Below are 25528 nucleotides of genomic sequence, written 5' to 3'. Positions count from 1 at the left end.
ATAAAAATTTATTTTTGGTCATAATTAATTGGGACAACATCATACATTAATACTGTCTAACATAGTATGGTACCCAGAACCAAAGAGCGGGAGGGGTTCAAATGGAAAAAGTAGATATTTTTAAGGATATTGCAGAACGCACAGGCGGCGATATTTACCTAGGAGTCGTAGGTGCAGTTAGAACTGGGAAGTCTACCTTTATTAAGAAATTCATGGAATTAGTAGTTTTACCAAGTATCAAAAATGAAGCAGATAAGGTTCGTGCACAGGATGAACTGCCGCAAAGTGCTGCAGGCCGTACAATAATGACAACTGAACCAAAATTCGTCCCGAATCAAGCTGTGGCAGTGGCAGTTGATGAAGGATTAGAAGTTAATATTAGATTAGTTGATTGCGTGGGTTACACTGTACCTGGTGCAAAGGGTTATGAGGATGAGAACGGCCCAAGGATGATTAATACACCTTGGTATGAAGAACCAATTCCATTCCATGAAGCAGCTGAAATTGGAACAAGAAAGGTCATTCAGGAACACTCAACACTTGGTGTTGTAATCACTACAGATGGATCAATTGGTGAAATTCCGCGCTCAGATTATATTAACTCGGAAGAACGCGTTATTGAAGAACTTAAAGAGGTTGGTAAACCGTTTATTATGATTATTAATACGGTTCACCCGCATCATCCGGAAACAGAGCGTTTACGGCTGGAATTAAATGAAAAGTATGATATTCCAGTATTGGCGATGAGTGTTGAGAGCATGCGAGAACAGGATGTAATCAATGTTCTGCGTGAAACATTATATGAATTCCCAGTCTTGGAAGTGAACGTTAATTTGCCTAGCTGGGTGATGGTTTTGAAAGAGGATCATTGGCTGCGCCAAAGCTATCAAGAGGCTGTAAAAGAAACGGTGAAGGATATTAAGCGGTTAAGAGACGTTGATCGTGTTGTCGGTCATTTCGGGGAATATGATTTTATCGACCAGGCAAGTTTGGCGGGAATTGAAATGGGCCAAGGGATTGCGGAAATTGATTTATATGCTCCGGATGATCTGTATGATCAAATCTTAAAAGAGGTTGTAGGTGTTGAAATCAGAGGTAAAGACCATCTTTTACAGCTTATGCAGGAATTTGCGCATGCTAAATCTGAATATGATCAGGTTGCTGATGCATTAAAGATGGTTAAGCAAACGGGGTACGGTATCGCAGCTCCTTCCTTGCAAGATATGAGCCTGGATGAACCTGAAATCATACGTCAAGGTTCTCGATTTGGTGTCCGTTTAAAGGCAGTTGCTCCATCCATTCATATGGTGAAGGTAGATGTTGAGTCCGAGTTTGCTCCAATCATCGGTACGGAAAAGCAAAGTGAGGAACTTGTTCGATACTTAATGCAAGATTTTGAAGATGATCCGCTTTCTATTTGGAATTCTGATATTTTTGGTCGCTCATTAAGTTCAATCGTTAGAGAAGGGATCCAGGCAAAATTATCATTAATGCCAGAAAATGCACGCTATAAGCTTAAAGAAACATTGGAAAGAATTATCAATGAGGGTTCCGGTGGGCTAATAGCAATAATACTATAAAAAAAAGCCAATTTACTTGGCTTTTTTTATTGCCAATAAATAATCATTATGATATTATTTTCCCACTATAAGTATTGTGAATTTCGTAAATTTACCATAATTATATGAAAAACTACTGAAAAATATTGAATTATCTTCAATTGTCGGTTAATATTAGCATGTTAATAAATAGTTGTTAATATGTATAGAATCTGGCAATACTGTAAACATTGGTAATAACAGCTATTTATTTCTATCAAAAACTATTTATAATAGTAGTCATGATAGTTTTCTTTTCTTTATTGAAATGGAATTTACAACTCAGGTAATCTATTTTTAAGAAAGTATTACCTAAACCTTTAATTTGGGAGGAGGTGAATAGCATGAACAAAACAGATTTAATTAATGCAGTAGCTGAAGGTACTGAATTATCAAAGAAAGATGCTACTAAAGCTGTTGATGCTGTTTTCGACGCTATTATGGGCGCACTACAACAAGGTGACAAGGTTCAATTAATCGGATTTGGTAACTTTGAAGTACGTGAGCGTGCAGCACGTAAAGGACGCAATCCACAAACAGGCGATGAAATTGAAATCCCAGCAAGTAAAGTACCTGCTTTCAAACCAGGTAAAGCCCTTAAAGACGCTGTTAAGTAATTATACATAGGAAAGCGTAAGCCGATTGGTCAGCCCCGACAAGCAAATGTTCTTCCGACGAAGAAGTCGTAGACTTCCCGAGGAGGAAGGTTATTTGACCTCGAGGGGCTATCGGCTGAAGCTGGACATATGGGCTTTTGGAGGGTCGCACAATTGTTGTGCGACCCTTCTTTTTCGCTGAAATTTTTATCTACGAATTACAATTAAAGTTCGGGATAAACTATCTTCATGAACCCCTATGAGGTGTTTTGTCATTAGGAGGAAAAATTGTGAACATAAACCATGAACAGATCGAACATGCGGTTCGTTTAATACTAGAGGCTGTTGGAGAAGACCCGAATAGGGAAGGGCTTTTAGATACGCCGAAAAGAGTTGCTAAAATGTATGCGGAAGTATTCGCCGGACTTAGAAAAGACCCGAAGGAGTACTTTGATACAATTTTCAGTGAGAATCATGAAGAATTAGTGCTTGTAAAGGATATTCCATTTTATTCGATGTGCGAGCACCATCTAGTTCCTTTCTTTGGTAAAGCTCATGTTGCCTACATACCTAAAGGCGGGAAAGTGGTAGGTTTAAGTAAATTAGCTCGTTCGGTCGAAGCGGTAGCTGGCAGGCCACAACTGCAAGAACGGATTACTACTACTGTCGCGGAGACAATAGTCGATAAGCTTACGCCATACGGTGTAATGGTGGTTGTTGAAGCTGAACATATGTGTATGACAATGCGAGGGGTTAAAAAACCAGGCTCGAAAACTGTTACATCTGCTGTAAGAGGGATTTTTGAAAAGGATGCAGCAGCAAGGGCAGAGGTTTTATCTTTAATAAAAGAATAACGGCTGTTTCTAATTTTGGATTGACAATACAAGGTAGTGAATGAGATATTATTATGAGATATGGATTGGAGTTTAGGAGGATTTGCAGGTGAAAAGTCAATCTTCTACAAATAATGATTTTATAGTAATCAAAGCAAAAAGTGATGGAGTCACAGTAATTGGTCTTACACGTGGAACGGACACAAAATTCCACCATACAGAGAAATTGGATAAAGGTGAGGTCATGATTGCTCAGTTTACAGAGCATACATCTGCGATCAAAATTCGCGGAAAAGCCGTTATTCAAACAGCGCATGGTGAAATGGATACTGAGGTTTAACAGAGAGAAGGCTAACCTCTCATTATAGAAAGACAAGGGTGATGAGCGTGAAAGGCATCTATGATGAAATTAAACAGATTAAAGCGGACATAGACGAGCGGGCCAAACATCCTTACCTAATGAAGTTTATTGATGTCCCTGTTATAGATGAACAGAAATTATTATTATTGTACAGTATTTTAAGTGAATCAAAAATTTCATCCGACAAAATAAAGCAATCTATTATTGCCACGATGCTCATTCAAATCGCATTGGATACACATGAACTTGTAGGAATCAATCCAATTGAAGAAGATCATCCATATATGAAAAAACGACAATTAACGGTGTTGGGCGGAGATTATTATAGCGGTCTTTATTATTATTTATTAGCACAGATTGATAATATACCAATGCTAGAAGTATTATCAATTGCTATTAAAGAGATTAATGAATACAAAGTTGCTATCTATCAGAGGGACCAAAATAATATCGGAGATTTTATAGAAAGTGTTGCTATGATTGAATCTCTTCTAGTACAAAAGATTGCACAATACGTTGGAAAAAGTGACATGCTAGATCTGTCAAAACAATTATTGCTACTAAACAAGTTGAATAACGAAAAAAAAAGCTACTTATCAAGTGGGTATTCAGCTTTTTTTGATGGAATCTATACGATTCAAGAAAAAACTCGTGGATTGTCAAAAAATATTGATCGAAAACAAGCACTCATTTTAGTTGATAATCAAATCATAACATCAATTCACTATATAGAAGCGTTCCTGCAAAAGCATTCCGGAACTTATCGGTTTCTTTGTGAAAAAATAAGAGGTTTTATTAACAATATCGATATTGCGATGGAAAAAGCTGTGAAAGAAGGGTGAAGAGTGGGGTATTCAAAAGAAGAACGTGTCCACAACGTATTTGAAAAAATCTCAGACAAGTATGATGTTATGAACTCTATTATTAGTTTTCAACGTCATAAAGCTTGGCGTAAAGACACAATGAAAAGGATGAACGTTCAGCCCGGTTCAGCAGCCCTTGATGTTTGTTGCGGAACAGCTGATTGGACGGTTGCGTTATCTCATGCTGTTGGCTCAAAAGGCAAAGTAGTCGGACTTGATTTTAGTAGAAATATGCTGAAAATCGGCGAACAAAAGGTTGCCAATCTACAGCTTAAAAATATAGAGCTTGTCCATGGGAATGCCATGGAATTACCATTTGCGGATAACACATTTGATTATGTTACGATCGGATTTGGATTACGAAATGTACCGGACTATTTGCAAGTATTGCGCGAAATGTGTCGAGTTGTGAAGCCTGGAGGAAAGGTTGTCTGCCTTGAAACCTCGCAACCAACGATGTTTGGATTCAGGCAAATTTATTACTTGTATTTCCAATATATAATGCCTTTCTTAGGTAAACTATTTGCTAAAAGCTATAAGGAATATTCTTGGTTACAAGAGTCTGCGAAAGATTTTCCGGGTCGAAAAGAATTGGTGCAAATGTTTGAACAAGCAGGGCTCGAAAATATCAAAGTGAAGGCCTATACTGGCGGCGTAGCTGCAATGCATCTAGGCTATAAACCCATTTCTAAATAAGCTGTTAATTAAGGTGAAATAAATGAAACTTAAAAGGCTCTACACATTTATCAACTCTGATTTAGATATAATTGAAAAAGCATTGGAAGAGACAATTCAGGCTGAGCATCCAGTGCTGAAAGAAGCCTCTATGCATTTATTACAGGCTGGTGGGAAACGAATTCGACCAGTCTTTGTTTTATTGTCTGGAAAATTTGGGAATTATAATATAGACGAAATAAAAAATGTAGCTGTAGCCCTGGAATTAATACATACTGCTTCCTTAGTACATGATGATGTCATTGACAATGCTGAACTGCGTAGGGGAGGACTCACGGTTAAGGCGAAATGGGATAATCGAATTGCTATGTATACAGGCGATTATATCTTTGCAAGAGCCGTTGAATTAATGACTAATATAAACAAGATAGAGGCTCATCAGGTCTTATCGAAAACAATGGTAGAGCTTGTCATTGGTGAAATTGAACAAATTAAAGATAAGTATGACTGGGACCAAAATCTTCGTACATATTTTAGAAGAATTAAGCGGAAAACTGCTATTCTCATAGCCGTCAGTTGTGGGCTTGGTGCAATCGTATCCGAAGCACCTATTCAGGTTCAGAGGCAATTGTATCGATTTGGATATAATGTCGGAATGGCCTTTCAAATAACAGATGACATTTTGGATTTCACGGGGACTGAAAAAGAATTAGGGAAACCTGCTGGAAGTGATTTGCAGCAAGGAAACATAACCTTACCAGCCCTTTATGCTTTACGAAATGAAAATTTGAGAAAAGAAATAGTGACTACTTTTGATCCGAATAACGAGGAAAAAATGCGTTATATTATCTCATTGGTGAAAACATCAGGTGGAATTGAGTATTCTAAGGAAATCAGCGAACGCTACTTGAAAAAAGCGCATGGGATCATTAAAGAGTTGCCGAACTGCAAAGAAAAAACGGCTCTTCTAAATATTGCGAAATATATTGGAAAACGGAAATTCTAACTTTATACAGCATCCTGCTGAATAAAGTTAAAGCCTCCGGCGGATGCCTCAGATTTTCAATGGTAGTTTTTCGAGCAAACTCGAAAAAATCTGGGCACAAATACGCCAAGGCGTATTTGATTATGATTGCCATTGATTACATATTTTGATAAAATTTGAAATGATTTTAACTTTAAAAGTGATACTATACATAATGACTGGAGAGATGAAACATGGAAAGATCTTTTATCATGGTTAAGCCTGACGGCGTACAACGAAATTTAGTAGGGGAGATCGTATCTCGCTTTGAAAACAAAGGCTTCAAATTAGTTGGTGCAAAGTTAATGACTGTATCAAAGGAATTAGCTGAAGAGCATTACGGCGAGCATAAAGAACGCCCATTTTTCGGTGAACTAGTTGACTTCATTACATCAAGCCCTGTATTTGCAATGGTTTGGGAAGGCGAAAATGTAATCGCAACTGCACGTCAAATGATGGGTAAAACCAATCCTGCTGACGCTCTTCCTGGAACTATCCGTGGCGATTTCGGTGTAACAATGGGTAAAAACGTTATTCACGGATCAGATTCACCAGAAAGCGCTGGGCGTGAAATCAGCCTATGGTTTAAAGAAGATGAAGTTAGTGAATACAATAAGCAAGTTGACGAGTGGGTATACTAATTGTAAATCTACGAAAACAACCAGCCATATCTGGCTGGTTGTTTTTTTCTAATAGAAATACATGGGACCATTTGTTATACTTTAAGAAGTTTAAACTTTATAGGATTAAAGTATAAGAAAAGACATCGTAATTTGCCATTATGGGCAAATTACGTGTTTTTCTAATGATAAAAATCAAGGGAGTCTAGTAGAAGAGGAGAAAGATAATGATGAATGACTACCAGGATTTTATAACAAAAGTACATAGAAAAACCGGTATCGATTTGTCTTGCTACAAAGAAGCGCAAATGAAGCGGAGATTAACCTCTCTTTATGAAAAAAAAGGATTCAAGAGCTTTCAGGAATTTTTTAATGCCATGTCTACGGATAAAGATCTATTAGATGAATTTTTAGACCGAATGACAATTAACGTCTCTGAATTTTATCGGAATGCAAAACGATGGGAGGTTTTGCAAAAAAAAATAATTCCTAAATTGCTAGAGAAGAACAAAAAGTTAAAAGTATGGAGTGCGGCTTGTTCTACAGGGGAGGAGCCGTACACGATCGCTATGATTTTGTCTCACTTTATGCCACTTTCTCAAATTCAGATTCTAGCAACTGATTTAGATGAAACAGTCATTGCACGTGCTGAAAATGGTATTTACCCGGATCGCTCTTTAGTTGAGGTACCAGACGATATCAAAAGGAAGTTCTTTACGAAAGATGGTATTTTCTATAAAGTGAATGATGATATTAAAAGGACAGTTACTTTCAAAAAACATAATTTATTAGCAGATCCATTCGACAATAATTTTGATTTAATTGTATGTCGGAATGTGTTGATTTACTTTACAGAAGATGCAAAGGAAGTTCTGTATCGGAAGTTTAGTGCAGCTTTAAAAAACGGTGGTATTCTTTTTGTAGGCAGTACTGAACAAATATTTAATCCGCAAAGCTTTGGATTTGAAACAGAAGATACATTTTTTTATCGAAAAGTCTAACTTTATTACGCCAAGGCGCATTTGATAAATAAGAATTCAAAATATACTGACGACAAATAGTCACTATTATGATATATTAATACATAAAAGCTTTAAAGAGGTGAAGAGTGATGAGATATATAACTGCTGGAGAATCACATGGACCACAATTAACAACAATTTTAGAAGGAATACCTGCACAATTATCATTAGTCGCTGAGGATATAAATGAGGAACTTGCCCGTCGTCAAAAAGGACACGGTAGAGGCCGTCGGATGCAAATTGAAAAGGACCAGGTTCAAATTTTAAGCGGGGTCCGTCATGGGAAAACATTAGGTTCTCCTGTAACACTTGTAGTAAAGAATGATGATTGGACACATTGGACGAAAGTAATGGGAATTGAGCCGCTTGAAAGTGAACAAGATGAGGAAGATATCAAGCGCAAAATCACACGCCCACGTCCAGGCCATGCTGATCTTGTAGGGGCTATTAAATATGGACATCGCGATATGAGAAACGTACTTGAACGCTCTTCCGCAAGGGAGACAACTGTACGTGTAGCAGCAGGGGCTGTAGCGAAAAAGCTATTGTCTGAATTGGGAATTACTGTTGCAGGTCATGTATTGGAAATAGGCGGAGTAAAAGCCGAGAATATTTCTTATAATAGCTTAGAAGAACTAAAAGAACGCAGCGAAAACTCACCTGTTCGTTGTCTGGATGAAGCTGCAGCACAAAAAATGATGGCAGCGATTGATCAAGCAAAAGAAGACGGAGATTCCATCGGTGGTGTTGTTGAGGTTATTGTTGATGGACTTCCTGCCGGTATAGGTAGCTATACCCATTACGATCTAAAACTGGATGCCAAAATTGCGGCAGCGATTGTAAGCATCAACGCTTTCAAGGGTGTGGAATTTGGGATTGGTTTTGAAGCCGCAAGAAGACCGGGCAGCCAGGTTCACGATGAAATCATTTGGAACGAAGAAGATGGATATTCAAGAAAAACAAATAATTTAGGTGGTTTTGAAGGCGGTATGACCACAGGTATGCCAATTGTCGTCCGCGGTGTGATGAAGCCAATTCCTACTTTATATAAACCATTACAAAGTGTTGATATTGATACGAAAGAAGTATTTGAGGCGAGCATCGAGCGTTCTGATAGCTGTGCTGTTCCGGCAGCAAGTGTTGTTGCGGAGGCTGTTGTTGCATGGGAAATTGCGCAGGCGATTGTTGACCAGTTTGGAAAGGATCGCATTGATCAAATTAAAGAGAATATCGCTAGCTGGAACGAAAGAGCGAGGAATTATTAAGATGGAGACGTTAACGATATCAACTGCATCGAAGACGTACCCTCTATACATTGGTGACCGTATCCGTTTTGAAATTCAATCGTTTCTTAATAATCTTAATGGTAATTTTTCAAGCATTTTGATTATTACGGATTCAAATGTTGAACCGCTCTTTTTAAATGATATTAAAACTTCATTGACTGACTTTGAAAATATTTATTCTTATGTAGTTCCCGGTGGAGAAGGAGCAAAGTCATTCTCTGTATTTTACGATCTCTTAACCTATGCTCTCGAGAATGAACTTGATCGTAAATCCCTTGTGATTGCTTTAGGCGGAGGGGTGATTGGCGATTTAGCAGGATTTGTTGCGGCGACCTATATGAGAGGAATTCCTTTTATTCAAATGCCAACAACCTTGCTTGCCCATGATAGTTCTGTTGGCGGCAAGGTAGCCATTAACCATCCACTTGGGAAAAATATGATCGGTGCTTTTTATCAGCCTGAAGCCGTTATTTACGATACAGATATGCTACTAACCCTTCCGGAGGAACAGTGGCGTTCAGGTTTTGCAGAAGTTATTAAGCATGCTTTAATTTGGGATGCAGATTTTTACAATTGGCTACATTCTGAAATTCATACATTGGCAGATTTACGTGCTGAAAAACTCCAATATGCCTTGGCAAAAGGGATCTCTGTAAAAGCGCAGGTTGTTGCACAGGATGAAAAGGAAAGCGGTATTCGTGCCTATTTGAATTTTGGCCACACACTTGCACACGCGATTGAAGCAGGCTTGGGCTATGGCAAAATGAGCCATGGTGATGCTGTTGCTATTGGAATGCTATTTGCCATTAGAGTAAGTGAAGAATATTACGGAATAAATTTAAATCTATCTAAATTTAAAGAGTGGTTTAAGCAATACAATTTTCCTCAAATACCAAAGGAATTAGGAGCAGATCTTCTACTTCAATTAATGAAAAAAGATAAAAAAGCACAAAACGGCTCACTGCGAATGGTATTAATGAAAACTATCGGTGAGGTTGAAACCGTAAAGGTAAACGATGAATTTATCTTAAATACTTTAATAAAGGAATTAGAGGAGGTGCAATAGGTTGATTCGTGGGATTAGAGGAGCAATAACAGTAAAAGAAAATAATGCAAATGAAATGGTTGCCAATACAAAAATTCTTCTTGATGAGATGATTGAGAAAAATGAAATCGTTCCAGAAAATGTGGTGCAAGTGCTAATAACTACAACAGAAGATTTGGATGCTGTTTTTCCGGCGAGGGCGATGCGTATGTTAGATGGCTGGACTTACGTTCCTGTCATGTGTATGCGTGAAATTCCGGTTGTGAATTCACTTGAAAAATGTATCCGCATTATGATGACTGTTGAAACGGATATTCCGCAGGATCAAATCGACCATATTTATTTAGAAGGTGCCATTGTACTTAGACCTGATTTATCAATGAATAAATAATTTTTGTACTGATATGAAGTATATCTTTTGTCGGATATCAGTATAAGAAAGGACATCGACTTCCGCCATTGCGGGCGGAAATCGTGTCTTTCTAAAAATTTATTGACAAAAAAAGCTGGTTTGTAATAAAATGACATATAAGTTTAGTTTAACTTTTAGAGTTGAGTTTTTAGAGCAGAGTTGAGAATGACAAATTAATTTGTCAAGGGTAGAATGAGTAGAGCAGAGTTGAGACGAGATCTTTTAAATTTAAATTTTAAACCACTACCCTAAGAAAAGTGTGCCTATTTTTTTATCAGGCCTCTTCTTAGGGTTGTTTTTTTCTCATCAATTTACTCCTCATTCTCCATTACTAAAAGAATGGAGAGATGTTTATGAATAATTATAATTTTTCCTCGTTTTGTGAAGATACAAAAGAGTATCTGACTATTCCGATCGTCAAACGATATTTCGTTGATACGATTACTCCCATCCAAATTTTTCGAAATTTAAAAGAAGAAGCGAGCTTTCTCTTAGAAAGTAAGGATGATGCATCACCATGGTCTCGTTATTCATTTATTGGTTTAAATCCATTTTTATATGTTGAGGAATGTGAAGGGTCTTTTTATTTAAAAAATGAAAATAAGGAAACTATTATGTCGGCCCGACATTTTCGCGAAGCGTTCCGTCTTTGTATGGAAATGCTAAAGGTAAAAAACCCGGATGTGTCACTCCCTTTTTGGGGTGGTGCTGTTGGAGTTATGGGTTATGATTCAATTACGGCTTTTGAGAAGGTTCCTGAACATACAACGAATGATTTAAATCTTAAACGGTTTTCATTCATGTTTTGTGAAACGATGATCGCGTTTGACCATGAGCAAAAGGAATTAGATATCATTCAGCTTGTTCGTCTCGAGGGGAATGAATCGAGAAATATACTGGAGTTATTATATAAAGAGGTTCATAAAAAAATAGATTTAATTTTTGACCAAATCTTTAATTCGAAAATAAAGAATGAAGGATTACAAGCGATGGAGCAAATGTCTGAAGTTGATTTTAGTGATGTTGCCTCCAACTATAAAAAGCATGAATTCATAAGAGACGTTAACAAAATAAAAGATTATATAAAGGCTGGGGACATTTTCCAAGCGGTATTATCGCAACGATTTGAAATCCCAATAACCATAAAAGGATTCGATTTATATAGAGTACTCAGGATGGTCAATCCTTCACCATATTTATTTTATTTAAAGCTTGATGACTATGAATTAATCGGGAGCTCTCCAGAGCGGTTAATTCAGATCGAAAATGGTCATCTTGAAATTCACCCGATTGCTGGAACGAGAAGAAGAGGTCGATCGAAGGAAGAGGATCAGACTCTAGCTGAAGAATTATTGGCGGATGAAAAGGAGCGCGCCGAGCATTATATGCTTGTAGATCTGGCGCGAAATGATATCGGCAGGGTTGCTGAATTTGGTTCTGTCCAAACACCGGTGTTGATGGAATTAGGTAAGTTCTCGCATGTCATGCATTTAATCTCTAAAGTTACCGGACAACTAAAAAATGACGTTGATCCGATTGATGCGTTAATATCTGCCTTTCCGGCCGGGACAGTATCCGGTGCACCGAAAATCCGTGCTATGCAAATCTTGCAGGAAATGGAGCCGACAGCACGTAATGTATATGCCGGGACAGTGGCCTATCTTGGGTTTGACGGAAATATTGATTCCTGTATTGCGATTCGAACTATTTTAGTAAAAGACAACAAAGCGTATGTTCAAGCTGGTGCTGGAATTGTGGCAGATTCAGTTCCTGAACTTGAATATAAAGAAACGATAAATAAAGCGAGTGCGCTAATCAAGAGTATCAAGCTTGCTGAAAAGATGTTCCAAAGGGAGGAAATTTCATATGTTTAAAGAAATTTTAAATAAATGTGTACTAGGAGAAACATTAACGGAGCAGGAAGCAGAAATGATTATGGATGATATTATGTCCGGGATTGCCTCGCAAAGCCAAATTGCCAGTCTTATATCCATTTTGCGTTTTAGAGGAGAAACAGCTGATGAATTGGTAGGTTTTACAAGAGCGATGCGTTCTCATATGACGCAGCTAGATTACGAGGATGAGGCAGTGATTGATACATGCGGTACTGGCGGTGATGGTGCGTCAACTTTTAATATATCAACAACAGCTTCTATTATTCTCTCGGGACTTGGTGTAAAAGTTGCAAAACATGGAAATCGTGCCTTTACGTCTAAAAGCGGGAGCGCAGATGTGCTTGAGCAGTTAGGAATTAATATTCAAAGTACACCTGAGGAGGCTAAGAACTCGCTTAATAAATATAATATGAGTTTTTTATTTGCGCCTGCGTACCATTCATCCATGAAACACGCGGCTGTACCGCGTAAAGATGTAGGATTTCGGACGATTTTTAATTTGTTAGGTCCGATTTCAAATCCTGCCAATTGTAAATATCAATTGATCGGTGTGTACGATACTAGACTGGCTGAAAAAATGGCGGAAACTTTAAAGCGCCTTGGCTCTAAAAAAGTTTTGCTTGTGACAGGCAGGGATGGATTGGATGAATGTTCAATTACAACTGAAACAGATGTTGTGGAATTAAATAATGGTACCATTACAAGAAAGACAATTTCTCCTGAAGAATTTGGACTGGAACGGGGAACGCTAGATGAAATTCGTGTTTCCTCGGTTGAAGAAAGCGCCGCTGTCCTTGAAAATGTTCTAGCAGGAAGCGGCAACCGCTCTCAAACGAACATTGTTTTATTAAATGCGGGGGCAGGCCTTTATGCTGCTGAAAAATGCACGTCAATTAAAGAAGGAATAGAAATGGCTAAAGCGGCAATAGAAGAAGGTGTCGCAATAGCCCAACTAAACAAGCTACGAACTAAGAATTTTGTAATAAAGGAGAAACAGCAGTATGCTTAATAAAATTATCGAAACAAAAAAGGAAGAGGTAGCACAGTTAGTGTTGCCTCCTAAAGAATCTGTAAAGCCAGTATCTTTTTTTAATGCATTACAAAATACAAAAAATGAAGTGGCCTTAATAGCCGAAGTAAAAAAAGCGTCACCTTCAAAAGGAATTATAAAAGGAAACTTTGATCCAATTCAGATCGCAAAAGAATACGAAAGAGGCGGTGCCGATGCGATTTCCGTTTTAACAGACAGCCGCTATTTTCAAGGAAAGCGGGAGTATATCCCGGCCATAAAAAAGGCGGTCTCGTTACCTATCCTTCGTAAAGATTTTATTATCGATGAAAACCAGGTATTAGAAAGTAAACTAATTGGTGCTGATGCCATTTTATTAATAGCGGAGGTATTAGAAGCTAGTAAACTATATGAATTCTATCAATTTGCAACTGAATTAGGGTTGGATTGTTTAGTAGAGATTCATTCCAGCGAAGCATTAGAAGGGATTCTATCCATTTTTACTCCGAAAATTATTGGTGTGAACAATCGTAATCTAAAAACCTTCGAAGTTACTCTCGAACAAACGGAGACTATCACATCGTATATACCGGAAGAAAGCTTGTTTATAAGTGAGAGCGGTATTTTTACCCATGATGATATTCTAAGAGTAAAAAAAGCAGGTGCAAAGGCCGTACTAGTCGGAGAGTCACTTATGAGGGCTGAAACACCTGCACAAGGAATTTTAACGTTATTCGGAGCGGGAGCGGCGCAATGAAAGCAACAGTCTTAAAACTATGTGGAAATCATTCTTTACAAGATTTACAACTATCGGTTAATAGTGGTGCACCTTATATCGGCATTGTGTTCGCTGAAAGCAAGCGTAAGGTAGCCCCCGCCCTGTGCGGAGAGTGGCTTAAACAAATCGAAAAAGGCGAAGAACAAAAATATGTCGGAGTTTTTGTAAATCCAACTTTACAAGAAATTTCACATGTACTCTCCCATGTGCCGCTTGATATTATCCAGTTTCATGGAAACGAGTCGCCTGAAGAAATAATTGAAATTAAACTCTCAACAGGCCTGACCGTTTGGAAAGCGATCCATCATAATCAAAATGGGTTAAAGAAAATGAAAAGCTATAACCGCGTAGCAGATGGCTATGTGATCGATTCCACAGTGAAAGGTGCATGGGGAGGAACTGGCACAAGCTTTGACTGGGAGTCTATACCAGCCTACAATAAAGAAGCGGAAGCTCAGGGGGTGCAGTGTCTCATTGCTGGGGGGATTACTCCTCTTAATATAGACGAAATTTTGGTCTATTCACCAGAAGGGATTGATATTTCAAGCGGCATTGAAACGAATGGTAGTAAAGATGGCAACAAAATCCAGGTGATTATGGAAAGGTTAAAAAAATCCGGTCATAGTCTTTACCAATTCTAATCCTGTGATACAATGAAAAGAAGAATCCTTTTTCGCTTTAATGCGAGAAAATAAACTAATCATACTAAAAGATACAGGAATGGTGGGTCTGAGATGAAAATTAAAGTAAATGAGCAGCTCATTGGGTTAACACCGTATCAGCCTGGTAAGCCAATCGAAGATGTAAAAAGGGAGCTTGGGTTAGATAAAATCACGAAGCTTGCTTCTAATGAAAATCCATTTGGTAGCTCCGAAAAAGCTAAAGAAGCAATCCGAAACAGTTTAGATGAACTGGCACTTTATCCTGATGGATACGCACGAAATATGCGTGAAAAAGTGGCTCAGTTTATTGGTGTTGATGAAAACCAACTAATTTTCGGAAATGGTTCGGACGAATTGATTGCCATCCTTTGTACAGCACTTTTATCACCTGCAAAAAATACGGTAATGGCCAATCCATCGTTCTCCCAATATAGCCATAATGCAACGCTTCAAGGAGCAGAAATTCGTATGGTTGAAAATATTAATGGAGAACATGATTTAGATGGAATGCTAAAAGCAATTGATGAAAATACAGCAATCGTATGGGTATGCAATCCAAATAATCCAACAGGAACATATATTAGCGAAGAAAAAATCGTTAACTTTATTAAAAACGTTCCTGAACATATTCTGATCGTAATGGATGAAGCCTATAATGAATATGCTGTCGCGGAGGATTACCCAAATACATTATCATACTTAAAAGATTATCCAAATATGATTATTCTTCGTACATTTTCGAAAGCATATGGACTTGCCGCTCTTCGTGTTGGTTATGGGGTTGGTGATCCTGAACTAATCACGGCACTTGATCCGGCAAGAGGACCTTTTAACACTTCCCGAATTGCCCATGCAGCTATTGTAGCAGCAGTGGATGACCAAGAGTTCATTCAAACATGTGTAAAAGCAAATCGTGAAGGATTAGAGCAATTTTATCAATTTTGTAAAGAAAACAGATTAGATTATTTCCCTTCTCAAGCGAATTTTATTTTGATTGATTTTAATCGCTCTGGACAAGAAGTATTTGATTATTTATTAAGAAAAGGCTTTATTGTTCGTTCAGGCACTGCTCTAGGTTATCCAACCTCTGTAAGAATTACAGTTGGTAGCAAAGAACAAAATAAGGAAATCATTCAAGCTTTAACTGAAATGCTTGGGGAGTCTCGTTAGGGGGACATTTCCTTGGAAAAAAGAGTTTTTGTAATCGGGCTTGGTCTAATCGGTGGTTCGATTGCGTTAGCGATTAGACGTGCTCAAGAGGATGTAACGATTGTAGGTTTTGAGATCAATGAAGAACGGCTCGGTTTGGCGAAAACGCTAAATGTTATTGACGAAGGTGCTGTATCAATTGTGCAAGGGGCAAAAGACGCTGACCTGATCATCATCTCTGCTCCTGTCGGGCAAGCCGAGGAAATAATGGAGACGCTTGTGAATATTGAGATGAAACCTACTGTAATCATCACTGATGTTGGGAGCACGAAACAACAAATTATGAGTAAGGCAATTCATTTACACAAAAAGGGTGTTACTTTTATTGGTGGTCATCCAATGGCAGGCTCCCACAAAAGTGGTGTAAGTGCTGCAAGACCTCATCTGTTCGAAAATGCGTTTTATATTTTAACACCGGAAAAAAACACTCCGGCTGCCAAAATCGAAGAATTAAAAGATTGGCTCAGTGGGACAAAAGCAAACTTTTTAATTATGTCTCCAAAAGAGCATGATGAACTGACTGGGGCGGTCAGTCATTTTCCGCATATCGTTGCGGCAAGCCTTGTTCATCAGGTTGCTGCTATCGATGAGAAAAATTCGACGATATCAAGTATTGCGGCCGGTGGTTTTAGGGATATCACAAGAATTGCATCGAGCAGCCCTACAATGTGGCGGGATATTCTTCTTCATAATAAAGATACTCTGCTTGCCCTTCTAGAGAAGTGGCGGATAGAGATGGACCGCGTTAAAGATATGATTGATACGATGGATAGTGATGCGATTTACTCCTATTTTAATTCAGCAAAAGAGTTCCGTGATGGATTACCGGTTAAGCAAAAGGGTGCGATTCCGTCTTTTTATGATTTATATGTTGATGTACCGGACCATCCGGGTAGTATTTCCGAGGTTACTAGTATACTTGCTAAAGAGGAAATTAGCATCACCAATATTAGAATCATTGAGGTTCGGGAAGATATAATGGGGGTCTTAAGACTAAGCTTCCGCAATGAGGATGATCGCAAGAGGGCACAAATCTGTCTTGCCAAACATCAATTTGAATCATTTATTGAAATGTAAGGATGTGGTTATTTGTCATCTAAACAATTAGTAACGAACGTATCAAGTCTTAAAGGAACAATTCAAGTACCAGGCGATAAATCAATATCACATCGTGCTGTCATGTTCGGATCGATTGCAAAAGGAAAAACTACGGTTACCGGCTTTTTGCCAGGTGAGGATTGCTTAAGCACCATCAACTGCTTTCGAAAAATGGGTGTGAGGATCACACAAACGGGTGAATATGTTGAAATTGAATCAGATGGTATTAATGGCCTAAAAGAACCTAAGGATATTCTGGATGTTGGTAATTCGGGAACAACGACAAGATTAATGCTTGGTATTTTAGCAACTAGACCGTTTCATTCTGTATTAATTGGCGACGAATCGATCGCGAAACGACCGATGGGCAGGGTAACAAATCCGTTAAGACAAATGGGGGCGGTCATCGATGGACGTGAAAACGGCATGTACACTCCCCTATCTATTAGAGGTGGAGATACAGTTGGAATACAGTATCATTCCCCAGTAGCAAGCGCCCAAGTCAAATCTGCGATATTACTTGCTGGCCTTGGCTCAAAAGGAGTAACAACTGTTACGGAACCAGCATTATCAAGGGATCATACTGAAAGGATGCTTGAAGCATTTGGTGCTGCAGTTATACGTGACGGTTTATCCGTCTCGATTGAAGGCGGCCAAACACTAACTGCAACGGAAATTAAGGTACCTGGAGACATATCCTCTGCTGCGTTTTTCTTAGCAGCTGGGGCGATTGTTCCGAATAGTCGAATCATCCTTAAAAATGTAGGGATGAATCCAACCCGAACAGGTATTGTAACAGTTTTACAAAAAATGGGTGCGGAATTAGAGATCACAAATGAACGAATTGTCAACGGCGAACCAGTTGCTGATTTAACGATTTCAACTTCAAATCTTACAGCAACGGAAATAAGCGGTGATATTATCCCTGCATTAATTGACGAAATCCCTATTATTGCGCTTCTAGCGACACAGGCTGATGGCCAAACGGTGATCCGTAATGCTGAGGAGTTAAAAGTAAAAGAAACGAACCGGATTGACACGGTAGTAACAGAGCTTAAAAAAATGGGTGCGATGATTGAAGCTACAGACGATGGAATGATTATTCATGGAAGATCGCCTTTACATGGGGCAGAAGTTAATAGCTATGGTGACCATCGAATCGGAATGATGTTAGCCATTGCTGCCCTTCTGTCAAAATCTGACACAATCCTTCAGGATGCAGATGCGATTGCAGTATCCTATCCGAATTTCTTTGATCATTTAACTGAACTTGTTAAAGAAGACTAGTTCTAATATGTCCTTTCCTATCATAACTTGTGTTAAGAAAAATTGTACAAGCATGATAAGGAGGGGCATTTTATTTTGAGCTATATTATTGAAGATGCGAATGTCGTTTCAGACCAGGGCATCCTGAATCGATCCTTTTTAATTCAGGAAAATAAAATCAGTCATTTTGGCAGATCATTAAGAAAATATCAAGGTATGAGGATGAATGTTTCTACTTATTTTATGACACCTGGTCACACTTTCATTGATTTTGATTTAATCAAGTGTGATAACTTGAAGGATTTCAAACAAAGGTTAATAAACTTAATTTCTAAAGGCTGTACAACAGTTTTAGCTCCTTGCTATATTCCTTATGAACTTGATTTTGAAAAAAATATTCGCGGAGCAAGGCATAGAATGATAAATAGTACAATTGATTTTACTATTGGTGTGCACATGACAGCTGAAAAATTGACCCCATCCCTTGTTAGGTTGTGTAAACGTCATAAACTCCCCTACATTATTGCTGAGATAAGTGAGCATACCGATATCCATTCAATTCCATGGGGGTGGATTAGGGATGCCGGGTTTCAATTTCAAGTCCCAATCTATCCTTTATGGAAAGTAGAGGACGAAAAAGTGTTAAAAACGCAGATGGATAGATGGGAATACGTAACATCCCTCAACAAAATCCCAACATATCTTCAGTTTCCGATAGATTTAAGACCAATACCAAGAGTTATTCGTAAGCAAATCGGACTTTTTCCGAAAAAAGGAGAGCTCTTAATCGGGAATGATCTCGATTATAATTTATATCAATATCCAGAGTTTGTGTTGAAAGTTGAAGATACAACCAAACTTGATTATGATAAAATTGATCCGATTATTACAGTTCATAAGGGCAGATTATTAAAGACCAAGCTTGAGACGAATTTTTTTCCGGGATATGGGGAAGAATTAAAAATTAAAGCACCAGGTCTTTTTAGTTGAATCAAGTGGCTATAGCCCCACCTTTAGCGCTGGCTGTGGTGGGTTTTTATTTTTAAATTTAAGGAGTTTGGATATGGACGAAAAGTTACTTAAAGCCATTCAATTAGTTGAAAATGGAAATATAAATGAAGGTCTTCAGTATTTACATAGTCTCATAGATATATCAAATCATGAGGAAAAATTAATGATTGCCGATCTTTATTTACAATGGGGTTTTTTAGACGAAGCTAAAGAAATTGTGAATGAACTACTGGAATTGTATCCTGATGAAGGTCAATTATATATTTATGCTGCGGAAATAGCGATTGAACAGGATTACGAAGGCGATGCACTGGACTACTTGGAAGAAATAAAAGAAGATGATCCTGCCTATCTTCAAGCCCTGATTTTGATGGCTGATATGTTTCAAATGCAGGGCCTTGATGAAGCGGCTGAACAAAAGCTTTTAAAAGCGAAACGATTAGCGCCTGAGGAAGCATTGATTGACCTTGGATTGGGCCAATTTTATTCAGATATTGGCGAATATCAAAAGGCGATTCCATTTTTTCGAAATTTAATAGATACAAATGTAGAGATTGAACATGCAAACGTCCATCTATTGTTAGCGGATGCTTTTGTTCATACAGGGTGTTTCGAGGAGGCTCTTGCAAGCTATGAAAAAGGGCTTACGAATAAAATTGAAATTAATGGGCTTTTTAACTACGGTTTAATGGCTTATCAACTTGAACGATATGAGCTTGCTGTAGCAAAATGGAATGAACTTAAACTGATGGATCCAGACTATGTACCAGTATACCTTTATTTGGCGAAAGCCTACGAACAAATGGGGGCATTAAATGAAAGCTATCAAACGACGCAAGAAGGACTGCAAATAGATCCGGAGTATAAGGAACTGCTTGTGTTTGCTGCAAAGATCGCTATGAAGATACAAAATGATAAAGACGTGGAGGCCCACCTTGTAAAGGCAATCGAGATTGATTCTGGTTTTGTTGAGGCCATTCATTTATTATCAAGCTATTATCTTTTTCATGAGCAATATGAAGAAGTTGTTAGTCTCCTTGAAACAGCAGTTGCAGGGGACGAATATGACCCACAATTTGACTGGGATTTAGCCGTTGCAAAAAATAATTTAGATAGATATAAAGATGCATTAAACCACTATGAGAATGCATATACTTCTTTTAAAGACAATATACAGTTTCTTCAGGATTTTGGTTATTTTCTTCTAGAAGATGGAGACCAGAAAAAAGCGAAGGATATGTTTGAACGAATTCTTGAAATTGACCCGCAGTGTATGGAAATTGAAGAAGAGTTGTTGCGTTTGGAAGGAAAGTAGTTTTTTTTAGAAAACGTGTAGAAATTTGTCATGAATTTTAAGCAGGATTTTGTATATTTCTTAAAGAATTATATTATTAAAACGGAGAGAAGAAAACGCAGAGGAGGGATTTTTTTTGGCAACCCCTGTATCTGTCAATGAAAAGAAAGAATTCGTGCGCTGGTTTTTAAATCATTATCAGTTAAAAAGACGGGAATGTGTTTGGATTTTGAATTATTTAATGAGCCATGACCAATTGATGAAGAATGTTCATTTCGTCGAACAGGCTGCATATTGTCCAAGAGGAATTATCATGTCAACCCATTGTGTGGATGATGTACCGTTTCGATTTTATAAAGATAATGTAATGACAACCGATGCAGAAAAATCCTTTCATGACATTCGCTTAAATCGTGATCAAGACATCTACATGCAACTAAATTTCAAATCATCTTTTTCTTGCTCAAATTATGTTGCAGTACTGGAGGAAAATAAGTTTATCCCAAACCATCTTCAGATTAATGAAAAAGATCAGCAACTAGCTCAAAAATTTCTGGATGAATCTTTACGATCTTTCCAAAGAGATAAGCTTCTCGCGCAAATCGATGAGGCTTTAGACAAATTAGATTTTGATAAGTTTATGCATCTTTCCGCACGTTTAAATTCATTGCTGGAATGCCAAAATACTTCCTCGATTTAGAGGAAGGTTTTTTTTTGTCTAAAAAAATGTTTTAATATAAGAAAAGCGGAAGCGACCGGTTAGCGAAGTCAACTAGCCGCTGGGAGCTGGAGCTAGACATTTAAAAGGGGAGAATATGCATGAAATGGGTTAGTGCAGATATTGAAATGTACATGAAAGCAAGAGAATATGTAGATACTGTTATTGTACCACTTATACCGATTACCTTTAAGGGAGACATGATTCCAACTGTCGAGATGGGTGAATTTATTTCAATTCTAGCTTTAGAGCTTGAAAGAGAATATAAAGGCAGACTCATTGTCCTACCTGCTTTTACATATTTAAGAGAAGAGGAGCCATCCACTTTAATTAACAGAGTCAATCTATGGAATAATAATTTACTTCAAGATGGTATTAAAAATGTAGTGTTATTAACTTCAGATTCTGATTGGAAGCTCAATGAAAAAGATGTACAAGCTACCTTGCTTTGGGTGCCTTCCATATCCTTTAAAGATCTAGATAAAAAATACATAGAGCAAATGGTAAAATCACAGATGAAGTCAATCCATTCACTGGTTATCAATCTGTGGAAAAAAGAGAGTTGATGCTAATTTTACCCTTGTTTTTTCGACAGATTTTATTGACCAAAGGACAAGTTTGCGCTATCATGAGTATGTCCTAGTAATATGTGTGTTTATTAATGATTTGTCCGGATGGACTATCCTGTTAATAGAGGGGGGAAAAGAATGAGTAAGGGAAATAAAGTAACTAGACGTCAATTTCTTAGCTACACACTAACAGGTGTTGGTGGATTTATGGCAGCGGGCATGCTTACTCCAATGGTGCGTTTTGCGATTGATCCGGTGTTAAAGCCAGCTACTAAAGGTGAATTTGTTGCAGTAGTTGAGGAATCTAAGCTTACATCTGAACCACAACGTTTTGACTTTACAGTACATCAGGTTGATGCTTGGTATGAGTCAGATGTAACAATGTCAGCATGGGTTTATAAGAAAGATGATGGCAGCATTCAAGCAATGTCACCAGTATGTAAACATTTGGGCTGTACTGTAACTTGGAATGATCCAAAGTTTGCAAACGAATTCTACTGTCCATGTCATGATGGAAGGTATGAAAAGGATGGCACTAATATACCTGGTACACCACCGCTTGCACCATTAGACCTTTATGACCACAAACTTGAAGGCGGAACTTTATATCTTGGTAAAGCTAGACCACGAGCATAGGAGGGGCGTAATAAATGCTTAATAAAATTTATGATTGGGTAGATGAGCGTTTAGATATTACGCCGGTATGGCGTGATATTGCTGACCATGAAGTACCTGAGCATGTTAACCCTGAACATCACTTTTCAGCATTTGTATACTGTTTTGGCGGACTTACATTCTTCATAACTGTCATCCAAGTTTTATCTGGAATGTTTTTAACAATGTACTATGTTCCAGATATTAAAAATGCTTGGGAATCAGTATACTATTTGCAAAATGAAGTGGCATTTGGTGTAATTGTGCGCGGAATGCATCACTGGGGAGCAAGTTTAGTTATTGTTATGTTATTTTTACACGTTTTACGTGTGTTTTTCCAAGGAGCTTATAAAAAGCCACGTGAATTAAACTGGGTAGTAGGCGTATTAATTTTCTTCATTATGTTAGGACTTGGTTTTACAGGATACCTATTACCATGGGATATGAAAGCATTATTTGCAACAAAGGTAGGTTTACAGATTGCAGAGGCTGTTCCATTACTTGGACCTTCAATTAAAACATTATTAGCAGGTAGCCCTGAAATTGTTGGTGCACAAACATTAACGCGTTTCTTCGCAATCCATGTATTCTTCCTGCCAGCAGCATTATTTGGTTTACTGGCTGCCCATTTCATTATGATTCGAAAACAAGGTATTTCGGGTCCATTGTAAAATACATATGTAACATAAGGGAGGGAAGACGATGCATCGCGGAAAAGGTATGAAATTCGTTGGGGATTCTCGTATATCTGCTGAAAGAAAACCCAATGTACCGAAGGATTATTCCGAATATCCAGGAAAAACGGAGGCATTTTGGCCGAATTTCCTTTTAAAAGAATGGTTGATCGGGTCTGTATTCTTAGTTGGATACCTTTGTTTAACCATTGCGCATCCATCACCATTAGAGCGTATAGCTGATCCGACTGATACAAGCTATATTCCATTACCAGACTGGTATTTCTTATTCTTATATCAATTACTTAAATATGAGTATGCATCAGGTCCATATACAGTAATCGGTGCGATGATCATTCCTGGTCTTGCATTTGGTTCGTTACTATTAGCACCTTGGTTAGACAGAGGTCCTGAGCGCCGCCCATCAAAACGACCAATTGCAACTGGTTTAATGTTATTGGCACTAGCTGCAACAATCTTCTTAACTTGGCAATCAGTAGTTAACCATGACTGGGAAGCTGCTGCAAAACAAGGTGAAATCAAGCAAACTGTTGAATTTGATAAAGAAGATCCAGGCTACAAAGCACTTGAAGCTAGCGGCTGTTTAAACTGTCACGGTACAGATTTGACTGGTGGACCAGCAGCACCTGCTTTAACAGAGACTGGCGCAACTTTATCCGCTGAGGAAATTGCTGATATCGCTGTTAACGGCCGTGCAACAATGCCACCAGGTATGTTCAAAGGTTCTGATGAGGAACTAAAAGCACTTTCTGAGTTTATACACGGTCTTAGTGCAAAATAATTTTACAAATTAAAAGCTGACTTTCAGTAGAAGGTCAGCTTTTTTATTAATTTTAATCCGGAGTTGAGTAGATGAAGCTATTAATCCACTTTTTAGGTATGCGCCCAATTTTATGGCTACTGCTAGTTATTAATATATTTGGTACGATTTGGGGTTACATCTGGTACGGTTGGCAATTAGCGGAAACACCTCCCCGATTTCTACTCTTTGTTCCAGATAGCCCTACGGCAAGTTTATTTTTCGTGATTGTTTTAATTGCATTTTTATTAAGGAAAAATTGGCCAATAATAGAAGCATTAGCAATTGTAACCCTCTTTAAGTATGGGATTTGGGCCGTTGTGATGAATTTATTAGTTTTAAAAGTTGAAGGTAGCCTGCCATGGGAGGGATACATGTTAATCGCCTCTCATTTTGCGATGGCTGCCCAGGGTCTGTTATACGCACCATATTACCGCCTAAAAGCTTGGCATTTAATAGTCGCAGCTGTTTGGACTTTACATAATGATGTAATCGATTATGTGTTTGGAATGATGCCAAGATACGGTGTACTCAGTGATTTTACCCCGCAAATCGGTTATTTTACATTTTGGTTAAGTATCGCATCAATTTTAATTACATATTGGCTATGTATCCGCGATAAACATTATCAAGCTGAGTTGCAATAAAGTTCTACTCTTGTCCCTTCTTTCATACACTCATACAAAGTATATGGGGGGACAAGTGATGACTAAAAAGATTGTAATGGTTTTTGTATTTTTGTTATTTGTAATTCCTCAACAAATGATATACGCCAACAATAATAATAGTTGGACATACTTAGATAATATGGCTGACAAAGCACTTATACTTACGAAACAAGAAAAATTCGATCAGGCTAAACAGGTATTGGAACAATTTTCGGAACAGTTTTTGAAAACCTACCCGAAAGAAGATCATATTACCATGAATGCTTTACGTGTTATTTCTATAAGTAATGATGAGGCTGTTAAGGCGTTAACAGCGGTGTCATTAGAACATAAAGAGAGAGTTCGAAAAGTTACGCAGCTCAGGCTTGCTTTAGATGCATTGCATTCCGAACATCAGCCTTTATGGATGGAGATGGAAAAGCCGGTTTTGGATAGTTTTAAACAAATGAAAGAAGCTGCTTTAGATGAAGACAAAGGAAAATTCAAGCTGCAATTTAATGTTTTTACTACAAATATAGATACGATCTACCCTAGTTTAGTAATCAGTCTTGACCCAGAAGCTATTTCACGCTTAGACTCCCATATCCGCTTTCTTAGTGATTATGAACGTGTAGATGAAAAAAACAAAGAGAATCACCTTAAAATAATGGAAAAGGATATGTATAAACTATTTGGCAAAACTATTACAGACGAGACTGACCCATCTTTAATTTGGGTTATGATGACAACAGGCAGTATTATTCTTTCTGTTCTATTATATGTCGGCTTAAAAAAATTCAAGGCTGAGCATATTACAACGATTAAATACAGAAATCGGTAAGGAAAAAGGGTTATTAATTGACTAAATATTAAGCATTCAATAAAATTA

Annotated in this window: 28 protein-coding genes; all 28 read left to right on the top strand. The window is 37.9% G+C overall.

Features of this window, described 5'->3' with window-relative positions; translation table 11 throughout:
* Window positions 1-101 precede the first annotated feature (101 nt).
* The 28 genes from spoIVA (at window position 102) to ypjB (ending at window position 25480) form a co-directional block, all read left to right on the top strand.
* Window positions 102-1580 (top strand): stage IV sporulation protein A, encoded by a 1479-nt coding sequence (gene spoIVA / locus P9E47_RS04945; RefSeq protein ID WP_003331161.1) that lies wholly within the window; start codon window positions 102-104, stop codon window positions 1578-1580.
* 362 nt (window positions 1581-1942) lie between these two features.
* The gene (locus tag P9E47_RS04940) at window positions 1943-2215 is read left to right on the top strand and encodes an HU family DNA-binding protein (RefSeq protein ID WP_003331160.1); all 273 of its coding nucleotides are present in this window, start codon (window positions 1943-1945) and stop codon (window positions 2213-2215) included.
* Window positions 2216-2484: 269 nt separating this feature from the next.
* Window positions 2485-3048 carry a GTP cyclohydrolase I FolE gene (gene folE, locus P9E47_RS04935; RefSeq protein WP_003331159.1) on the top strand — a complete coding sequence of 188 codons (564 nt, stop codon included), beginning with the start codon at window positions 2485-2487 and terminating at the stop codon, window positions 3046-3048.
* Window positions 3049-3136: 88 nt separating this feature from the next.
* Complete coding sequence (gene mtrB, locus P9E47_RS04930; RefSeq protein ID WP_003331158.1) at window positions 3137-3367, top strand: trp RNA-binding attenuation protein MtrB; 231 nt, start codon at window positions 3137-3139, stop codon at window positions 3365-3367.
* Window positions 3368-3414: 47 nt separating this feature from the next.
* Window positions 3415-4230 (top strand): heptaprenyl diphosphate synthase component 1, encoded by an 816-nt coding sequence (locus P9E47_RS04925; RefSeq protein ID WP_326162719.1) that lies wholly within the window; start codon window positions 3415-3417, stop codon window positions 4228-4230.
* A gap of 3 nt (window positions 4231-4233) precedes the next feature.
* Window positions 4234-4947 carry a demethylmenaquinone methyltransferase gene (locus tag P9E47_RS04920; RefSeq protein ID WP_003331155.1) on the top strand — a complete coding sequence of 238 codons (714 nt, stop codon included), beginning with the start codon at window positions 4234-4236 and terminating at the stop codon, window positions 4945-4947.
* A 22-nt stretch (window positions 4948-4969) separates the two neighbouring features.
* Window positions 4970-5932, top strand: coding sequence for a heptaprenyl diphosphate synthase component II (hepT, locus tag P9E47_RS04915; RefSeq protein ID WP_003331154.1), 963 nt, complete (start codon window positions 4970-4972; stop codon window positions 5930-5932).
* A 212-nt stretch (window positions 5933-6144) separates the two neighbouring features.
* Entirely contained in the window at window positions 6145-6591 is a 447-nt protein-coding gene (gene ndk, locus P9E47_RS04910) for a nucleoside-diphosphate kinase (protein WP_003331153.1), read from the top strand.
* Window positions 6592-6800: 209 nt separating this feature from the next.
* Window positions 6801-7571, top strand: coding sequence for a CheR family methyltransferase (locus tag P9E47_RS04905; protein ID WP_326162735.1), 771 nt, complete (start codon window positions 6801-6803; stop codon window positions 7569-7571).
* 110 nt (window positions 7572-7681) lie between these two features.
* A complete protein-coding gene (gene aroC / locus P9E47_RS04900; RefSeq protein ID WP_003331151.1) occupies window positions 7682-8857 on the top strand; it encodes a chorismate synthase in 1176 nt (391 codons plus the stop codon).
* Window position 8858: 1 nt separating this feature from the next.
* Window positions 8859-9944 carry a 3-dehydroquinate synthase gene (aroB, locus tag P9E47_RS04895; RefSeq protein WP_003331150.1) on the top strand — a complete coding sequence of 362 codons (1086 nt, stop codon included), beginning with the start codon at window positions 8859-8861 and terminating at the stop codon, window positions 9942-9944.
* 1 nt (window position 9945) lies between these two features.
* Window positions 9946-10314, top strand: coding sequence for a chorismate mutase (gene aroH, locus P9E47_RS04890; protein WP_003331149.1), 369 nt, complete (start codon window positions 9946-9948; stop codon window positions 10312-10314).
* Window positions 10315-10688: 374 nt separating this feature from the next.
* A complete protein-coding gene (gene trpE, locus P9E47_RS04885) occupies window positions 10689-12209 on the top strand; it encodes an anthranilate synthase component I (protein ID WP_326162717.1) in 1521 nt (506 codons plus the stop codon).
* Window positions 12202-13239, top strand: a complete 1038-nt coding sequence (trpD, locus tag P9E47_RS04880) for an anthranilate phosphoribosyltransferase (RefSeq protein WP_326162716.1) — start codon at window positions 12202-12204, stop codon at window positions 13237-13239. The genes trpE and trpD overlap by 8 nt, the downstream gene beginning before the upstream one ends.
* Window positions 13232-13996 carry an indole-3-glycerol phosphate synthase TrpC gene (trpC, locus tag P9E47_RS04875; RefSeq protein WP_326162715.1) on the top strand — a complete coding sequence of 255 codons (765 nt, stop codon included), beginning with the start codon at window positions 13232-13234 and terminating at the stop codon, window positions 13994-13996. The genes trpD and trpC overlap by 8 nt, the downstream gene beginning before the upstream one ends.
* The gene (locus tag P9E47_RS04870) at window positions 13993-14658 is read left to right on the top strand and encodes a phosphoribosylanthranilate isomerase (protein ID WP_326162714.1); all 666 of its coding nucleotides are present in this window, start codon (window positions 13993-13995) and stop codon (window positions 14656-14658) included. The genes trpC and P9E47_RS04870 overlap by 4 nt, the downstream gene beginning before the upstream one ends.
* Before the next feature lie 99 nt (window positions 14659-14757).
* On the top strand, window positions 14758-15849 hold the full coding sequence (gene hisC, locus P9E47_RS04865; protein WP_326162734.1) for a histidinol-phosphate transaminase: 1092 nt from the start codon (window positions 14758-14760) through the stop codon (window positions 15847-15849).
* A gap of 12 nt (window positions 15850-15861) precedes the next feature.
* A complete protein-coding gene (locus P9E47_RS04860; RefSeq protein ID WP_326162712.1) occupies window positions 15862-16965 on the top strand; it encodes a prephenate dehydrogenase in 1104 nt (367 codons plus the stop codon).
* A gap of 12 nt (window positions 16966-16977) precedes the next feature.
* Window positions 16978-18273 (top strand): 3-phosphoshikimate 1-carboxyvinyltransferase, encoded by a 1296-nt coding sequence (gene aroA, locus P9E47_RS04855; protein WP_326162710.1) that lies wholly within the window; start codon window positions 16978-16980, stop codon window positions 18271-18273.
* Window positions 18274-18348: 75 nt separating this feature from the next.
* Entirely contained in the window at window positions 18349-19242 is an 894-nt protein-coding gene (locus P9E47_RS04850; protein ID WP_003331140.1) for a hypothetical protein, read from the top strand.
* 73 nt (window positions 19243-19315) lie between these two features.
* Complete coding sequence (locus P9E47_RS04845; protein ID WP_326162709.1) at window positions 19316-20578, top strand: tetratricopeptide repeat protein; 1263 nt, start codon at window positions 19316-19318, stop codon at window positions 20576-20578.
* A 115-nt stretch (window positions 20579-20693) separates the two neighbouring features.
* The gene (locus P9E47_RS04840) at window positions 20694-21257 is read left to right on the top strand and encodes a ReoY family proteolytic degradation factor (RefSeq protein WP_003331138.1); all 564 of its coding nucleotides are present in this window, start codon (window positions 20694-20696) and stop codon (window positions 21255-21257) included.
* Between the two features lie 119 nt (window positions 21258-21376).
* Window positions 21377-21841: a DUF2487 family protein gene (locus P9E47_RS04835; protein ID WP_326162707.1), complete on the top strand. Its 465-nt coding sequence runs from the start codon at window positions 21377-21379 to the stop codon at window positions 21839-21841.
* 141 nt (window positions 21842-21982) lie between these two features.
* A complete protein-coding gene (locus tag P9E47_RS04830; RefSeq protein WP_003331135.1) occupies window positions 21983-22480 on the top strand; it encodes a ubiquinol-cytochrome c reductase iron-sulfur subunit in 498 nt (165 codons plus the stop codon).
* Between the two features lie 14 nt (window positions 22481-22494).
* Window positions 22495-23169 carry a menaquinol-cytochrome c reductase cytochrome b subunit gene (gene qcrB / locus P9E47_RS04825; RefSeq protein ID WP_003331134.1) on the top strand — a complete coding sequence of 225 codons (675 nt, stop codon included), beginning with the start codon at window positions 22495-22497 and terminating at the stop codon, window positions 23167-23169.
* A 31-nt stretch (window positions 23170-23200) separates the two neighbouring features.
* Window positions 23201-23974, top strand: coding sequence for a menaquinol-cytochrome c reductase cytochrome b/c subunit (locus P9E47_RS04820; RefSeq protein WP_003331133.1), 774 nt, complete (start codon window positions 23201-23203; stop codon window positions 23972-23974).
* A 71-nt stretch (window positions 23975-24045) separates the two neighbouring features.
* Entirely contained in the window at window positions 24046-24639 is a 594-nt protein-coding gene (gene lhaT, locus P9E47_RS04815) for a lipoprotein heptaprenylglyceryl N-acetyltransferase LhaT (protein ID WP_003331132.1), read from the top strand.
* A 58-nt stretch (window positions 24640-24697) separates the two neighbouring features.
* Window positions 24698-25480, top strand: a complete 783-nt coding sequence (gene ypjB / locus P9E47_RS04810) for a sporulation protein YpjB (protein WP_003331131.1) — start codon at window positions 24698-24700, stop codon at window positions 25478-25480.
* The last annotated feature ends 48 nt before the right edge of the window (window positions 25481-25528 follow it).

Origin of the sequence: Schinkia azotoformans (assembly GCF_035811335.1) — a bacterium.
In the GTDB taxonomy this organism is placed as follows: Bacteria; Bacillota; Bacilli; order Bacillales; family Bacillaceae_J; genus Schinkia; species Schinkia azotoformans.
This window is presented reverse-complemented; position numbering and strand designations above follow the sequence as displayed.

Coding starts and splice junctions, on each gene's coding strand:
- trpC (WP_326162715.1), top strand. CDS start 13,232: ATGCTTAATAAAATTATCGAAACAAAAAAGGAAGAGGTAGCACAGTTA.
- P9E47_RS04835 (WP_326162707.1), top strand. CDS start 21,377: ATGAAATGGGTTAGTGCAGATATTGAAATGTACATGAAAGCAAGAGAA.
- spoIVA (WP_003331161.1), top strand. CDS start 102: ATGGAAAAAGTAGATATTTTTAAGGATATTGCAGAACGCACAGGCGGC.
- aroC (WP_003331151.1), top strand. CDS start 7,682: ATGAGATATATAACTGCTGGAGAATCACATGGACCACAATTAACAACA.
- P9E47_RS04870 (WP_326162714.1), top strand. CDS start 13,993: ATGAAAGCAACAGTCTTAAAACTATGTGGAAATCATTCTTTACAAGAT.
- qcrB (WP_003331134.1), top strand. CDS start 22,495: ATGCTTAATAAAATTTATGATTGGGTAGATGAGCGTTTAGATATTACG.
- trpD (WP_326162716.1), top strand. CDS start 12,202: ATGTTTAAAGAAATTTTAAATAAATGTGTACTAGGAGAAACATTAACG.
- hepT (WP_003331154.1), top strand. CDS start 4,970: ATGAAACTTAAAAGGCTCTACACATTTATCAACTCTGATTTAGATATA.
- aroB (WP_003331150.1), top strand. CDS start 8,859: ATGGAGACGTTAACGATATCAACTGCATCGAAGACGTACCCTCTATAC.
- P9E47_RS04905 (WP_326162735.1), top strand. CDS start 6,801: ATGAATGACTACCAGGATTTTATAACAAAAGTACATAGAAAAACCGGT.
- P9E47_RS04845 (WP_326162709.1), top strand. CDS start 19,316: ATGGACGAAAAGTTACTTAAAGCCATTCAATTAGTTGAAAATGGAAAT.
- ypjB (WP_003331131.1), top strand. CDS start 24,698: ATGACTAAAAAGATTGTAATGGTTTTTGTATTTTTGTTATTTGTAATT.
- trpE (WP_326162717.1), top strand. CDS start 10,689: ATGAATAATTATAATTTTTCCTCGTTTTGTGAAGATACAAAAGAGTAT.
- ndk (WP_003331153.1), top strand. CDS start 6,145: ATGGAAAGATCTTTTATCATGGTTAAGCCTGACGGCGTACAACGAAAT.
- P9E47_RS04830 (WP_003331135.1), top strand. CDS start 21,983: ATGAGTAAGGGAAATAAAGTAACTAGACGTCAATTTCTTAGCTACACA.
- lhaT (WP_003331132.1), top strand. CDS start 24,046: ATGAAGCTATTAATCCACTTTTTAGGTATGCGCCCAATTTTATGGCTA.
- P9E47_RS04820 (WP_003331133.1), top strand. CDS start 23,201: ATGCATCGCGGAAAAGGTATGAAATTCGTTGGGGATTCTCGTATATCT.
- P9E47_RS04940 (WP_003331160.1), top strand. CDS start 1,943: ATGAACAAAACAGATTTAATTAATGCAGTAGCTGAAGGTACTGAATTA.